Source organism: Pedobacter fastidiosus (assembly GCF_014306625.1).
In the GTDB taxonomy this organism is placed as follows: Bacteria; Bacteroidota; Bacteroidia; order Sphingobacteriales; family Sphingobacteriaceae; genus Pedobacter; species Pedobacter fastidiosus.
Window position 1 is genome coordinate 121502 of sequence record NZ_JACRYL010000008.1, and the last position, 15995, is coordinate 137496.

The following is a 15995-nucleotide window of genomic DNA, read 5'->3' on the forward strand; positions in this document are numbered from 1 at the left end:
AACATTAAAAACTAAAACTATGGCAACAGATCAATACCACGAACCACCAGAAGAACTGTCTGAAGAAACCAGAACTTTCGCAAGAATGATTACCTCGCTAACCGAAGAGGCAGAAGCCATAGGTTGGTATGAGCAAAGAATTGCCGTTGAAAAAGATCCGGAAGCAAAAGCGATTATGGAAAATGCACAGCAGGAAGAAATGAAACACTTTGGCATGGATCTCGAATTTCTACTTCGCAAAAAAGATAAATGGAAAATTACGCTTCAAGCCATCTTGTTTAAAAAAGGCGATATTGTTAAATTGGGTAGTAAGGGTGAAGAAGCGGCTGAATAGACTTGCCTATTTTAATTGCGAGCATTATATTTTCCCAGTCCGGATCTTTAGATTGGGGCCAAGGTGGAATGAGGCGCTTTAAGAAACAAATCATTAAAAAAGGCAGCTCGATTTCTCGAACTGCCTTCGGCCAAAGCCTCAATTAAACCAAATTTTAAGGTTAAATAGTTAAAATAACCAATTATTTTTTATCCTATTAAGGAATTTTATCAAGCGCCGGCACATTGGTTTCGTAACCCGTGTAACCTTTGTTTTGATTAATATGCCCTTCAGTATTAAATCTTTGTGCGGTTCCCGGAACTGGCCACAATACATGATATGGAGAAATTTTAAAATTTACGCCAGATATTGTTGGTACTTTGTTTCTGTAGAAATCATTTTTCTCTATAATTCTATCATAGAAAAAATTGTTATCGGAGAAATTAGTCAATGTATATGTTTTGCCGTTATAAGCAGCTTTGCCAGTTAACGCAAAAATATAGGCAATGCGAGTAAGCTCCGTTTTACGTGGCTCTTCATAATAAAGCTCGCGGGCACGTTCATCCAAAATAGTTCCAATGGTGATTGCTGATGCATCTGTTAGCAATGTTGCATTTGCTCTTGATCTTACTTGGTTTAAATCGGCCATTGCCAGCGCTAAGTTGCCTTTCCAATAATAAGCCTCAGCTCTTAACAAATAAGTTTCAGCTAATCTGAAAATGTACCAATCTGTGTCTGTTCCTCTAGGTGGCGACCAATATTTATCAATAGCCAAGGCATTGGTAGAGTTGATAAAGGTTTTGTAATGTGGCCAGCCAAAAAAGTGACGGATAGTATCTAAGCCCTTATTTAAAAACATATTGTTTACATTGGCTGGCGTTACATCTACAAGTGGCTTACCATACAGCGCTTTTTCTGTTGCGTTTGATGAATTTTTTAATGCAGGATTGTTATAAACCAAATCCGTCATATTCATCCACATACCTGGCGCATGGCGATAATCGGTATTATCTGTCCAAATGTTTTTGGTGCTGTAAGCGGTACCGCGATAACGACCGATTCCCCTTCCGTACATTAAGGTAAGCGGAATTTCGGCAGTTGTAGCATCTACAATTGCTGGGTTTAAACCTGATGGCGTTCTTAAATTTGCGAAATGCCAAGCGGGTACACAATTACGCATTACCTGAGAACCGAAATCTGTAAAACCGGCTAAGGTTTCTCTATCGATGGTTAAGAAAAGTGCTTCTCTATTTGCTGGAATAGCTTTGTTATCCATTCTATGCAAATCCCAAACTACATTTTTTGTTGCATCGCCAGCGGTACTTCCGAAACGATTTCTCATCAAGGCATATTTCCCACCATTAATTACATTATTTGCAGAGGTAATGGCGGCATCAAAATCGCCCAAAGATAAATTTACCTTGGTTAATAAATGGCTACAAGCGCCTTTGGTTACCTCTCCTTTATCTACATTATCCTGAACCCAAAGTTCTGCAAAAAGTAAATCTTCCTGCATTTTCTTCAAAATCACTTCTCGTTTAGTTGAAAAATAATCCAGTTTTGGGGCCGTAATATCTTTCAGAATCAAGGGTACATCTCCAAATTGATTAACCAAACGGTAATAATAATAAGCTCTGTAAAAGTAAGCCGATCCTAAAATCGCATTCTTTTCTGCGGCATCTTTAAAGGTTACATTATCAATATAAGTAATTACGGTATTGGCGTAACGGATGCCTTTGTAACCTTCTGTCCAATAAAACCCAATACGGTTAAAATCTGGGTTATCCAGGTTTGCATCTGGCGTTACGCGGGTATCCATATCCTGTGCCTGTGTGCTTTTATCTGTCGTTCCATCTACCGCAACTTCAGAAAATATAGATTCTGTTACAATAGGCGCCATATCTCCGGTAAATTCTCTGCGGATGTTTGAACCAATTGCAGCAAGCGCAGCTTTCATAGAAGCCACATTGGTTAGCGTTGTTGCAGGTTCTAAAGATGATAACAGCTCTGCATCAAGATCTGATTTTTTACATCCATTTGCAGAGAGCAGAACAGCCAGTGCAACAAATGGAATTATTTTTTTATATAAAACTTTCATAGTCATCAAATTTTAAAAAGAAACATTTAATCCAAAAGTGTAAACCCTAGGCGTTGGTACAGGATTGCCATTTCCATCTGCCGTTTGCGGATCCCATTGATTCCAGTTTGGTGCATAAACACCTGCATTGGATACGTTGCCGTAAATTTTAGCACTCTGAATTCTCAATTTTGCCATCAATTCTTTAGGGAAACTGTATGAAAGTGCAATTGTATTTAACCGGATGTACGAGCTTTTACGATACACGCTGAAACTTGTTCCACTTAAACCTGAGCTTAAACGGGCGTAATCATTAATGGGATTATCGGGTGTCCAATAAGGAACGATGTAAGAACTGGAACGACCGAAGCCTACACTTCCAGGCTGATTTTTAGCATAATTATCAGTACGCTGTTGCCCCCAGCTCGAAACCAGTTGGAAAGAGAAATCTATATTTTTTAGAATGTTAAAATCGTTGCGTACCGACCAGTTAAACCTCGGACTCCGATAGCCAATAAATTGTTTATCTAAATCGTTATAAACATAGTTTCCATCTACATCTTCTAGCTTAAAATCGCCTGGCTTAATGCCCTTGTTATACTTGTTGGCTTCTGCAACTTCATTCTGTTGCCAAACGCCCAAAATTTTATACTCCCAAATTACGTCGATATCTTTTCCAATAAACCAGCCATTTCCCAAATCATCATTTGGAGTAGCCAAAGCCACAATTTTATTTCTGTTTAAAGAAAAATTAACCGATGTATTCCAAGTTACAGGTCCGCTGGTAATGTTTTTACTATTAATGCCTAATTCAATACCTCGGTTATTTACGCGACCAAGATTTGCGATTACGTTGGTATATCCAGAAACGTTTGGAAGGGTTTGGCCGATTAATAAATCACTGGTTTTTTTGTCGTAAACATCAATAGATCCAGATAAGCGGTTGTTTAATACGCCAAAATCCAAGCCTAAGTTTAAAGATTTTGTTTTCTCCCACTCTAAATTTGGATTTCCTAAGCGAGAACTATTTACAATCGTATTTACTTCACCCGGTGTACCGCCACTATTTACGCTTTGATATTTACCGCCGGTTAAAGTCTGAATGGCCACATAAGGATCTATTACATTATTGGCATCTCTAATTTCTCTGTTTCCGTTAATACCGTATGATAATCGCAGTTTAGCAAAGTCTAACCATTTAATATCTTTCATAAAGCTTTCTTCGCTAAATGTCCACGCTACCGCAGCAGCTGGGAAACTTGCTCTTTTTTTCTCTGCGCCAAATGCAGAATATCCATCTCTACGGACAGAACCTGTTACTGCATACCGGCCTTTGTAAGAATAATTAATCCGAGCCAGCAAAGCATCGCCTGTGTAAACCTTATCATCACTACTTACGGTTGGCTTGTTTCCACTGGCAAGATTATGATAGCCCAAAACATCGGTTGGGGCAAAACCCTCATTGGTAGCATTGGTGTACCAAGTAGAATATTTTTCGGCATTGGCCAATAAAGTAACATCGATATTATGATCCTTAGCAAAGGTTTTGTTCCATTTTAATAAATTATCCAACTGCCAGTTATATCTTGTTTCTTGCGCACGTTGAGCCGAACCACCGGGAATAGTAACATTTGGATTTTTTGAAGATTGGTGATTAAATGTACGATACTGATCTAAACCCGGACTAAAATTTAGCTGATAGGTAATTCCAAATGGGAGCGTTACTTTTCCGTATAAACTACCAAATAGAGTGCTCTGTTTTTGCAACCTCGAATTGTAAGTGGGATTTAGAAATGGGTTCCTGGCATTTAAACCATTATCATCCGTGGGGATTCTTCTTAGTGATCCATCTGCATTATAAAAATCGCCATAGGGAGAAAGATCTGGCAATTGATTATAATCAGCCTCGATTGCACCCTCATCACGATCTGCAAATTGCATATTGATGCCAACGGTTAAAAATTTCGCTGCCTTTCCTTCCAAATTAATCCGGGTACGAAATGTGCTGAAACCACCGCCAGAAATAATACTTTCATTTTTGAGATAACCTAAAGACATGTAATAAGTAAGTTCTTCTTTCTTACCACTCATACTCAAGGTATGATCTTGACGTTGCCCTGTTACGAAAAGCATATCATACCAGTCTACGGTTTTACCAGCATAATAATTGTTTTTCTCATTGGTTAATAAGCCCAATCGGGTTAACCACAAATCTGTCGGGTTTGTAGTGGTTTGTCCATTAAGCCATTGGGTTAGGGTAACACCTTCTGGCAAATTATTTGGGTCGTTATAAATATAAGCTGGGTTAACGCCTCCACTTCTTTGCACATCAGCACGCCAGTTTAAAAATCCGGGCCCATCATAAACAGGCTGATCTTTAGCCAAGGTAGACATGCCGAAGTTTGTATTTAAGGTAATGGTTGGAGAACCGCTCCTACCTCTTTTTGTGGTGATGGCAACAACGCCTGTAGCCGCCTTTGCACCGTAAACGGCGAGCGAACTCGCATCTTTCAATACATCAACAGATTCTATATCGTTTGGGTTAATATCAGAAAGTTGCCCAATATAAATAATACCATCCAACACAATTAATGGCGAAGTTGTTCCGGTTAAGGTTGTTTTTCCACGAACCAATAAATCGCCACCACCTTTTGCACTGTTGTTAAAACCAACATTTAATCCAGGGATATTTCCCCTTAAAATATCCGTAACACTGTTTGGGTTTTCGTTTTCTAGCTGTGTTGCCTTAATGCTCGATACAGCACCAGTAACATCTTTCTTTTGTGCAGTACCGTAACCAATTACTACAACATCTGTTAAATTGTTTGCTTCTTCCAACAATTGTAGGTTAATGCTGGTTCGGTTGTTTACAGCAAGCTCTTGAGTGGTAAATCCAACAGCGGTAAACACTAAAGTGGAATTCGCAGGAACGGTAATGGAGTAATTACCATCAGCGTTTGTTGATGCACCAATTTTCGTGTTCTTTATGGTTACAGAAACACCCGGCATCGGATTGCCGCTCTTGTCTTTAATGGTTCCTTTTACGCTGAGATCCTGTGCAAAACAGAACGAACAGATAAAAACAACCAGACCGATTAGTAGGGTAATTTTTTTTCTCATTTTTTATTTGGTTAGATTGATTAGATGCAGTAAAGCTATTTCAATTAAATTGAAAATACAAGCAAATAAATATGTAATTAACTATAAATTAGATAGTTACAAATTAACTTAATACGTTTTAAATACAACCTATTGTGCGTAAAAATGGGATTGGAATGCGTACCAAGCGATTTATTATTTTAGGCTGATACGCTTGGTACACAAGAAATATTTTAAATAAAACACAAAATAGATGTTAAAAATTATGTGTTTTCTAATACGCTCGGGTTTTCTAAAACAAGCTTGGCCCATCCCTCTTCGCCAGCATTTTTAACTTCTTCTTTTCGCTCCTGCAACAACTTCTGCATCTTCGAATTATACGTCCAACAAGTACTTTGGCGAATCATTAATATTTGCGAGAGCTTGTGCGAAGAAATGGTGCCCTTTGTAGAGTAAACCAAAAACAGCATATATAAAGCTTTATTGATTGGAATTTTACTGTTCTGAAATAAGGTATTTGCAATCACGGATTCATCATAACCGCATTTGGTGCATCTTCTACTATGGATCGTTTGGCCAGCTAACCAATGGTTATTGTCACATTTTCGGCAGGTATAACCTTTGGCCCATTTAAGCTCGGCAATGTATTTAAAGCCACTTTCCTTATCTGGATAAACCTTACTAAATTCTTCAAAATCGACCAGTTTGCTCATTACTCTTGCTCGGGTAACTTTTTCTATATTTAAATGTAATTCGGTATTGTCTTTCTTCAACATTGCATTCATGATGGAAATTTCCTCATTCTGCTTTTCTATAATCAATGCATTGTGTTGCAGCTCTTTAGTGCGCTCATCTACCAAAACTGTTAATTCTGCATTTAATGTTTGGTTAAGCTCTTGGTTAATCCGCAACTGCTTAATGGTTCGTTTTTGTGCTCGATCTTTTTTCTTCCTTAAGGTTCTAATGCTGTTGCCAATGGCGAATGAAACCAGAATCATTTCTACCAAAAAGCAAAAACTTAAACTGTAATAGCTAAATGGACCATAAGGAATCCACTTTAAAAGCAATAAAATCTTAACAATAAAACCGCCCACTAAAAAGCCATATCCGGCAACTAAAAAAGTTGCAGGTTGATAATGGTGTCGCATTACATACACACTGGCAGAAAAAACAGCCAATAGCGGGATAAATTCTACAACCTTCAGATTAAATAATGAAGTATAAAATAGGCAGGTAATAAAAAACAAACTTCTCAGTACAATTATGGTTAGAAGAAACCGATAGAATTGAGGTGCCTTATATTTTAAATACAAAAAGTTGATGGTAAAAAGCAATCCGAATAAACTGCTTGCAAAAAGTGCAATTCCAAATCCATAGGTATTCATACCTGGGTAATTTGGCCATAAATATTGAAAGGCTATGCCATCGCTGCACATCTCGTAAAGGCCAATACTTAAGTTATAAAGCACATAGAACAGGTACTTTTTTTCTTTGATGGCAAAATACATCAGTAAATTATAAAGACTAAAAACGATGATCATTCCATAGAAAAGCCCGAACAAAAAATATTCGTTTAACGCATAACCAACAAACCATTTCAAATCTCGCAGTACGATAATGGCACTAATGGAATGTGGCGATTTCAACCTAACATAGTAAGTAAGCACGTGATCTGATTTATTGGGCAGATCGTAAGTGAAATTTTTGTGTTGATATTCCCTTTTGGCAAAGGCATAATTGGTTCCAAAATAATGGGCGTGGTAACTTCCATAATCATCGGGTACGAAAAGGCTTAAATCATTGATGGATTGATCAAAAAACTCGAGCATCCACTTTTTTAATGATTCTTTATCGTGCTCTATTCTAAACCGATACCAATATACTGAGGCCGTATTGTAATTTTTTGGAACGTAATTTTTATTAGCTTTAAATTGATGTTGGTAAGCTGCGCTTGAAACCTTATCGATATTTAAATTACCTTGAGCATCTTCCAACACATCCACCTCGGCGAAGGAAAAAATATGATGGGGTTGCTGATCATCTATCCTCACCGGAACCTGAGCCCTCACCGAAACTGTAAAAAGAAAGGCTAACGCAATGATTATTTTTAAAATTTTGTAGAAATATTTTAGACGAAATGATAGACATTCAAAAACATTCCGCACGAATTGGAATTTCAAGATCTGTGTAAAAGTCTCGCTCATGATGTTAGAATTTGGTTAGGGCTACTCCAAAGCGCAGAAATAACTGCATTTCAGAATATCTGATTTAAACTAACTTACATAAATGATAGGTAAAAAAGAAGGCACTATAAAAAGTAATATCGAAAAAACGATGTTGTAAGGGGTTTCTATCGTTTGAAATTTTAACATTTAGGTAAAGACCACCCCGCCTTGCAGGCACCCCTCGAGAGGGGAATCAAAACCCATAGACCAAACAATGGGAACAAACCCAAATCCGTCATTGCGAGACTGGACATGAGCGAGCCAAAGCAATCTCTTCCTCTTCGGAGCGAAGTCTTAATTATAAATGTTTTAGGTAAAAACCACCCCGCCTTGCAGGCGCCCCTCGAGAGGGGAATAAAACCCATCGGTCAAACAAGGGAACAAACCCAAAATCGTCATTGCGAGGCTGGGCATGAGCGGGCCGAAGCAATCTCCTCCTCTTCGGAGCGATAATAATTATAAATGTTTTATATAAAAAACCACCCCGCCTTGCAGACACCCCTCGAGAGGGGAATTAAAACCCATCGGCGATACAAGGGAACAAGCCCAAATCCGCATGAGCAAGCCAAATCAATCTCCTCCTCTTCGGAGCAACAAACCAATCTTAATCTAGAGCTTAGGTAGGTTGATTTACCCTAATCTAGCGGAAGTGTAAAGTAAAAAGTAGAACCTTTATTTGGTTCGCTTTCTACCCATATTTTTCCATTATGGCGATCGATAATTTCTGCACTCAGGTATAATCCAATCCCAAAACCAGATATGGTATGGTTGCTTTGTACACGATAATACCTTTCGAAAAGTTTACTGCTATCCTCCTTACTAATTCCTATTCCTTCATCCTTTATTCCTACACAAACTTCGTTATCTTTAATTTCGCAACTCACTTCTATATGGGTTCCATTTGCCGAATATTTATGTGCATTACTTAGAAGATTTGAAATTACGTTGCCAATTTTATCTCGGTCTGCATAAACATCAACCTTACAGCCTTTAACAAACTTTATGCTGTGGGTAGATTGCGATATATAAGTATCTTCTATTGCTTCCTCTAAAAGTTCATCTAAATTAAATTTACTTTTTTCTACCAATAGCTTACCAGATTCTAACCTCGAAACATTTAAAAATCCATTAATCATGGTCGTCATTTTCCGAACTTGATTGTTAGCTTTATCTAGTGCGTTTACGGCATAACCATCATCAGCAATTTTGGCTTTGCGCTGTAAAACCTGTACAAATCCGTTGATGGCAGTAAGTGGCGTTTTCAACTCATGACTCACCATACCAATGAAATCATTTTTCCTCAATTCATCAAGTTTGCGGTCGGTAATATCCATAAACAAACCAGAGTATTCTGTAGGATTTCCATCTTGATCCAAAAAGACTCTTCCTGTTGCTCTAACCCATTTCTCCTCGCCATTTATCAGATTATTAATCTGGTATTCGGTATCGCTTGGCAAGTTTTTAGTCATTGCATTTTCTAAAGCAGTACCTAGTAATTTATGATATTTTGGATTAATGGCTTTCATCACTTCACCCATAGCTACTGGCTCATCTATAGGTAGGCCCAGCAACTCTTTTACAAATGCCGACATGGTAATTTCTAGTGTATTAGGATCAACGCTCCAAGTTCCCATTTTACCAGTCTCAATGGCCTGTCTAAGCTTTTCATCACTTTCAGAAAGCTTGTTGATATATTGAACCAAATCATCGTGCGTTTGGGCGAGCTCCTCATTAGTTGTAGCCAATTCCTCATTAGAAAGGGCAAGATCTTGGTTAATGCCCTGCAGTTCTTCTTGGTAAAGTTTACGCTCTGTAATATCTGGACTAACGGTAGCTAATGCAATTACTTCATTACTAAGGGCATCTCTAATAAAAAACCCATTCCATTCAATCCAGAAGGGGATTCTAGATTGTTCATTCCAAAAACGGATTTCGTATCTAACGTTTCCCTTATCCAATAGTTCGCTAAAAATTGTTTCGGCTTTTAACTTATCTTCAGGATAAACGCAATCGATAAGCATACGCTCAGCAAAATCACTCCACCCTAGTTTTGATAGGGCCGCAGGATTCAAATATTCAAAATTCCCATCTAAATCTGCCAAGCCAATAAATTCTGAGCTGGCCTCAATAAGTGAGTTTAAATTTTGTCGTTCTAATTCATAAAGTTTACGGTCTGTAATGTCTATGCAGGAGCTGATGTAGCCTAAAAAAGTTCCATCAGAACGTAAGCGTGGCGAACCTTTTGCCAAAAGCCAATAATAATCTCCGGTTTTACTTAAAAGCCTAAATTCTCCAGTAAAGTCTACCCTACTTTCTAATGCGGATAAGTAAATATTAACATAACGTTCGCGATCATCTTCATGCACCAAATCTGCCCACCCAAATGCCAATAAATCATCCATGGATCTGCCTGTAATTTCTACCCATGGCGAATTAAAATAAATGGCATTTCCGGTTTCATCGCCCACTGCAATAAAAATATCTGTAGCTTCTGCCATGTTTTTAAAGCGTTCTTCGCTTTCAATAAGCTCTTTTACACGGGCATCTACCCGCTTTTCGAGCTCGATGTTTAGAATGGATAAAGCTTCTTGTGTTTCCTGAAGCTCTTCATTGGTGGCAATAAGTTCTTCGTTTGTTGCAGCAAGTTCTTCATTAAGCGCCTGCTCTCTTTGCAGGGCAAGTTCTTTTTCTTCTGCCCGATCGATGGCTTGTTGTTTTAAAAACCTCTCGGTTACGTCGATTGCGGTGTGCAAAATACAGATGGTTTTACCCTCCGCATCTTTAATTGCTCGGTATTCAAAATCGAAATAGTAGGTCTGTATTTTTCCATCTACTTCCAAATCGGCAGCGGTGTCCTTACCCGAAATTATAAGTCCTTCGTTCCATACCCGCTTAAACATTTCAATAAAGGGCTGCCCTTTTAATTCTGGAAGTGCATCTTCTAGCGATTTACCTATAACACTCTTATCTTTGCCCCATATTGCAAGCATGGCATCGTTTGCCATTTGTATAATAGCGGTTTCGGCAACGTGTATTGCTGTAGCTGTGGGTGTTACGTTAAAAACTTCAATTAACTGTTGGTTACTTAGCAGATAAGATGGGTTACTCATTACAACAAATAGGGATTTTAAACGATAAAGTTAAAAAAATACTTATTCCAACAACAAAAAAATTCTCTTTAGGTTTGAATTTTAATTCGGTCGATTAAAAAATTAAAAACAGATGATATTTGTTGAGTTTTGGGGCTTGGAAATGATGATGCTCATCGTACAATTGGCATAAAACCCCTATCTGCCACGTGGCATTTTCTCCCCGTAAAAGGAAAATATAGTCTGTTTAAGAATTTGATCCTGTAGAAAAGAAATCGTAAATTACAAAAAGGCGCAAAAAGCCAATCTCCCGTTTGCGGAGCGATAAACGAGCAAAGTCTCACTACGCTTTTGGCATTTGAGACTTCGCAAGTTAAGTTGCTTATTTAAATTTCAATCCATACCGGAGCATGATCGCTTGTTTTCTCCCATCCACGTACATTCAAATCAACGCCCGCAGTTTTTAGGCGTTTATCCAAATGTGGACTCAGCAAAAAATGATCAATCCTTAAACCTGCATTACGGCCATAAGCATTGCGGAAATAATCGAAAAATGTATAAATAACTTCCGTTGGATAAAGCTTGCGAATGGCATCTGTCCAACCTTGATCTACCAGGGTTTTAAATGCTTGTCTTACTTCTGGTCTAAATAAGGCATCTTCCACCCAACGTTCTGGCTTGTAGGCATCCAGTTCGGTTGGTATTACATTATAATCTCCGCAGATTACAGTGGGTAAATCATAGCTCAAAAGCTTAGCTGCGTGCTCTTGCAAACGATCAAACCAGCGTAATTTATAGTCTAATTTTGGTCCGGGTGCAGGGTTTCCATTTGGAAGGTATAAACAACCCACTACAATACCTTCAATCATCGCCTCAATATAGCGGCTATGCTCATCATCGGGATCTCCAGGCAAGCCTTTCCTAAGTTCTTTGATCTCCAAACCTCTGGTTAAAATGGCCACACCATTCCAGCTTTTTTGTCCATGCCATATTGCGTTGTAACCAGCTTCTTTGATTGCCTCCTCAGGAAATTTTTCTTGTGGGGCTTTTAGTTCTTGCAAACAAACTACATCGGGTTGTGTTTCTTCTAGCCAGCGCAAAAGCACCGGCAACCTTCCGTTGATTCCATTTACATTGTATGTCGCTATTCTCATGTTCTTTCTCTAATATTCAAATATGGAGATAAAAATTTTGTTTGGGGAGGTTTATCGAAAAGCATCTATTTCTTAAGTTTTATTTTCAGTCACATCAAAGGTATTACGCTGTTGGAAATTTCGACCGACCACAATGTCGTTTTAGTTGTTCCCCCTAATTATAATGCTTGTATTAAAAATAAGTTCAAATGTCAAAGCTTCACTATTTGTGTTATTCAAAAGGAGAAATTGATACTTTAATCAATAGCTCAGTGGATCTAATCTTACCTTATTAAACTTTTAAAAACTTATTAGTAATTTTGCGCCAATGATTTTTTACAAAACGGATGAACAAGTAGAACTGATGCGAATCAGTGCACTTTTGGTAAGCGAAACTCTTTCTGAAATCGCTAAAATATTAAGACCAGGTTTAGCAACCATCGAAATTGACAAACTGGCGAACGAATTTATTTTGGATAACGGTGCCGTACCGTCATTCTATAACTATAGCGGTTTCCCCCACCACATTATCACCTCTGTTAATGATGTAGTGGTACATGGCTTTCCGGGTAAAGAAATCCTGAAAGATGGCGATATTATTAGTGTTGATGTTGGCGTAATTAAAAATGAATATCATGGCGACCATGCTTATACTTTTATTATCGGCGATGCGAGCGAAGAAATTTTGAATTTGGTAAGAACCACTAAAGAATCGCTTTTTATCGGGATAAACGAAGCTGTTGTAGGAAAGCGTTTAGGCGATATTGGTTTTGCAATTCAAAATCATAACGAGAAACAGGGCTACGGTGTAGTGAGAGATTTTGTTGGACATGGATTGGGCAAAAGTATGCACGAAGATCCTCAGGTGCCTAATTATGGCAAACGTGGAGCTGGTTTAATGCTTAAGGAAAATTTGGTGCTGGCAATTGAGCCCATGATTAATCTGGGCAAAAAAGAGGTATATATCGAAAAAGATGGATGGACGGTTAGAACGAAAGACGGTAAACCTTCAGTCCATTTTGAACATGATGTTTGTGTGAAAAAAGGAAAGGCACTTATTTTATCAGATTATACACCGATTGAGCTTGCTGAAAAAAATAATGTGAATTTGAAATTCATCGCATAAAGTAGGTTTTCTAATATCGAATTGGGCAACTTCTAAACTGTAAATGAGTACAAAAATAATTGAGGGATTAAAATAATTGGATTTAATTCCTCAATACTACATTAAAACAAACTATTAAATCTTTTCTTTACAACCCTTCAAGGCTTTCGCCAACAAGAAATTATATTCAAAAATTTCCAAAGAATAAATCTCTCCTCTTCCAAAAAAAACTTATCCTTCTACAAAAATTATCGTGCCCATTATTTTGATTTGCCTTAAACGGAACGGTATTTGACTAATGGAGTAATCAGCAAAGATTACAGATTTAAGAATTTTAAAAACAAACATTTGATCGTTGATTAGTCTCGTTTTGAAAACAATCTTAATAACGCATCTCTAAAATTTTAGTTTAACATCAGAAATGATGAAGCGTATTTAGTACAAAAAGCAAGATTAAATTTAGAAGTAGAAGATACCTTTATGAGCAAAATAGAACATCCCAATTTTTCGACATTTATAACCATTGGAGAACGATTAGAAGGCACATTGAAACAAGTAAATGTTATAGTTAAGCTGGCTGAACCAAATATAATAGCTTTTTATTTACCTCCCGAAATGAACATTACTACGCCAGAAGCCTTTCACGATTTCGCTGAAATGATGTTAATCATGGCTGGAATTTCTGCACATACCGAACTTGAGTTTCATTATTTTGCTAAAGAAAAGTTTTTAGGAGGCGTGAAATTACAAGCCAAATTGGATTTAGATTAATGTTCTTTATAAGGCGATCTTGTTTGTGATGAACTGGATAGCGTTAATAACTTCTAAATTGTGAACAACTCGCATAAACATCTGACTTTCAATTGGGTTCTACTATCATAAACATCAAAATAGAAGCTTATGAAAAAGTGCATCTATGTAGTGGAAGATAATCCGAGCATTCGCGAAATGATTGAGTTCTTACTAACAGAAGAACTTTACGAAGTAAAAACCTGCGCAGGCACCAAAGATTTTTGGATTCAAATGCAACAGAATATTCCCGATATGGTTATATTAGATATTATGCTGGGCGATGGTAATGGTTTGGATATCTGCAATCAGCTTAAGCACAGCGCAAAAACTTACAATATCCCCGTGATGATGATGTCGGCCAACAACCATTTAAATGAGGTTAAGTCCAAATGTGATGCGGAGGATTTCATCAATAAGCCATTCGATTTAAATGATTTCGCCAGCAGAGTGGAGAAATACGTTTCTAATTAGTGCATTTAATACTTATCTCCTTTTTCAATACTTAACATGTAAGAAATGTAAGAAACATATAAGTTAGGAGCCAAATAATTTCGAATTATATAACAATCGCTATAACCACCTCGCTACCTTTCTCTTTCAGGGGAGAGGTGCCCACAGGGCGGAGAGAGGTCCTGTAACATTATCACAACTTTACGATAAAAAAACACCAGATCATTATCTTCGCCAAATGAAGAAATACAGTATCTTTTTTGCACTCCTTATCATTTCGGCAACCTTAATTTCTTGGGGCTTTAAGGGTCACAAAACAGTAGCCAGCATAGCCGATCGGCACCTTACACCAGAAGCCAAGTTAGCCGTTAAAGATTTGTTGGGAGATGAATCTATTCAAGAGGTGAGCACTTGGGCCGATGAAGCAAGAAATCAACCTGAATATAAAAACACAGGGAATTGGCATTTCATAAATTTACCGTTGGGCTTAAGTAAAAGCGATTTCAAAGATTCGGTTAAGAACTTGAAAGTAGAAAATTTATATCAAGCTTATAATAATGTAATCGCACAGATAGAAGATCCAAATTTACCGAAAACAAAGAAAGTTGTGGCTTTAAAGTTCATTATCCACTTAATTGGCGATGCACACCAACCGATGCACATCAGCAGAGCTGAAGATAAAGGCGGAAACACCATTCAAGTGCAATTTATGGGTAAGGGCACAAACTTACATTCACTGTGGGACAGTAAACTTATTGATTATCAAAACCTAACGGTTGAACAGATGGCAGAGAATGATTCTGTTTCAAACCGCCAAATTAGGAAATGGCAACGAGCAAAACCCATGCAGTGGATTTATGAAAGCTATCAAATCAGTAGTCAAATTTATGCTTCAGCACCAACCGGTAGTATTTTGGGCGAGGAATATTATAAAGCCAACATTGGCATTGTAAACCAAAGGATGGAAATGGCAGGCATCCGTTTAGCAGGCGTTTTAAATAAATTGTTTAAACATGGGATAAGCTATCCGAAAGAAAATTAGTTTACCCTTTTATTAAGTGAAAGATAAATTTACCATATAAGAAATGTAAGAAACATATAAGTTAGGCTATTATATTTTTCTATCCCTCTTGCTATAACCGCCTCGCTACCTTTCCCCTTCAGGGGAGAGGTGCCCACAGGGCGGAGAGAGGTCCTAATAACCTATCCTTTTCTTAAGTAAAAGAAAAATCCACCACTTAAGAGATATAAGAAACATATAAGTTAGCCAAGATACTTTTCTATCCCAAATGAAAAAATTACCATATAAGAAATGTAAGAAACATATAAGTTAGGAGCCAAATAATTTCGAATTATATAACACTCGCTATAACCACCTCGCTACCTTTCCCTTTTAGGGGAGAGGTGCCCACAGGGCGGAGAGAGGTCATTTCTTTTTAACCACCTCGCTATCCTTTCCCCTTCAGGAGAGAGGTGCCCACAGGGCGGAGAGAGGTCATTTCTTTTTAACCACCTCGCTATCCTTTCCCCTTCAGGAGAGAGGTGCCCACAGGGCGGAGAGAGGTCATTTCTTTTTAACCACCTCGCTACCTTTCCCCTTCAGGGGAGAGGTGCCCACAGGGCGGAGAGAGGTCATTTCTTTTTAACCACCTCGCTACCTTTCCCCTTCAGGGGAGAGGTGCCCACAGGGCGGAGAGAGGTCATTTCTTTTT

Annotated in this window: 10 protein-coding genes; 5 read left to right on the forward strand and 5 right to left on the reverse strand. The window is 38.0% G+C overall.

Annotation, left to right across the window (positions count from 1 at the left end; translation table 11 throughout):
- The first annotated feature begins 19 nt into the window (after positions 1–19).
- Complete coding sequence (locus tag H7U22_RS10600) at positions 20–334, forward strand: ferritin family protein (protein ID WP_187071335.1); 315 nt, start codon at positions 20–22, stop codon at positions 332–334.
- Positions 335–530: 196 nt separating this feature from the next.
- Here H7U22_RS10600 and H7U22_RS10605 read toward each other — a convergent pair whose 3' ends face one another.
- The 5 genes from H7U22_RS10605 to xth all read right to left on the reverse strand — a co-directional run bounded on the left by H7U22_RS10605 (position 531) and on the right by xth (position 11957).
- Complete coding sequence (locus H7U22_RS10605; protein ID WP_187071336.1) at positions 531–2411, reverse strand: RagB/SusD family nutrient uptake outer membrane protein; 1881 nt, start codon at positions 2409–2411, stop codon at positions 531–533.
- 12 nt (positions 2412–2423) lie between these two features.
- Positions 2424–5510: a SusC/RagA family TonB-linked outer membrane protein gene (locus H7U22_RS10610; protein WP_187071337.1), complete on the reverse strand. Its 3087-nt coding sequence runs from the start codon at positions 5508–5510 to the stop codon at positions 2424–2426.
- Positions 5511–5752: 242 nt separating this feature from the next.
- Positions 5753–7693 (reverse strand): 7TMR-DISM family protein, encoded by a 1941-nt coding sequence (locus H7U22_RS10615; protein ID WP_187071338.1) that lies wholly within the window; start codon positions 7691–7693, stop codon positions 5753–5755.
- A 656-nt stretch (positions 7694–8349) separates the two neighbouring features.
- Entirely contained in the window at positions 8350–10824 is a 2475-nt protein-coding gene (locus tag H7U22_RS10620) for a PAS domain S-box protein (protein WP_187071339.1), read from the reverse strand.
- A 365-nt stretch (positions 10825–11189) separates the two neighbouring features.
- Positions 11190–11957 (reverse strand): exodeoxyribonuclease III, encoded by a 768-nt coding sequence (xth, locus tag H7U22_RS10625; protein ID WP_187071340.1) that lies wholly within the window; start codon positions 11955–11957, stop codon positions 11190–11192.
- A 307-nt stretch (positions 11958–12264) separates the two neighbouring features.
- Here xth and map point away from each other — a divergent pair, with 307 nt between their 5' ends.
- From map to H7U22_RS10645, 4 genes are all read left to right on the forward strand, one after another.
- On the forward strand, positions 12265–13062 hold the full coding sequence (gene map / locus H7U22_RS10630) for a type I methionyl aminopeptidase (RefSeq protein ID WP_187071341.1): 798 nt from the start codon (positions 12265–12267) through the stop codon (positions 13060–13062).
- 459 nt (positions 13063–13521) lie between these two features.
- The gene (locus H7U22_RS10635; protein WP_187071342.1) at positions 13522–13812 is read left to right on the forward strand and encodes a hypothetical protein; all 291 of its coding nucleotides are present in this window, start codon (positions 13522–13524) and stop codon (positions 13810–13812) included.
- Between the two features lie 129 nt (positions 13813–13941).
- Positions 13942–14304, forward strand: a complete 363-nt coding sequence (locus H7U22_RS10640) for a response regulator transcription factor (protein ID WP_187071343.1) — start codon at positions 13942–13944, stop codon at positions 14302–14304.
- Between the two features lie 217 nt (positions 14305–14521).
- Complete coding sequence (locus tag H7U22_RS10645) at positions 14522–15325, forward strand: S1/P1 nuclease (protein WP_187071344.1); 804 nt, start codon at positions 14522–14524, stop codon at positions 15323–15325.
- The last annotated feature ends 670 nt before the right edge of the window (positions 15326–15995 follow it).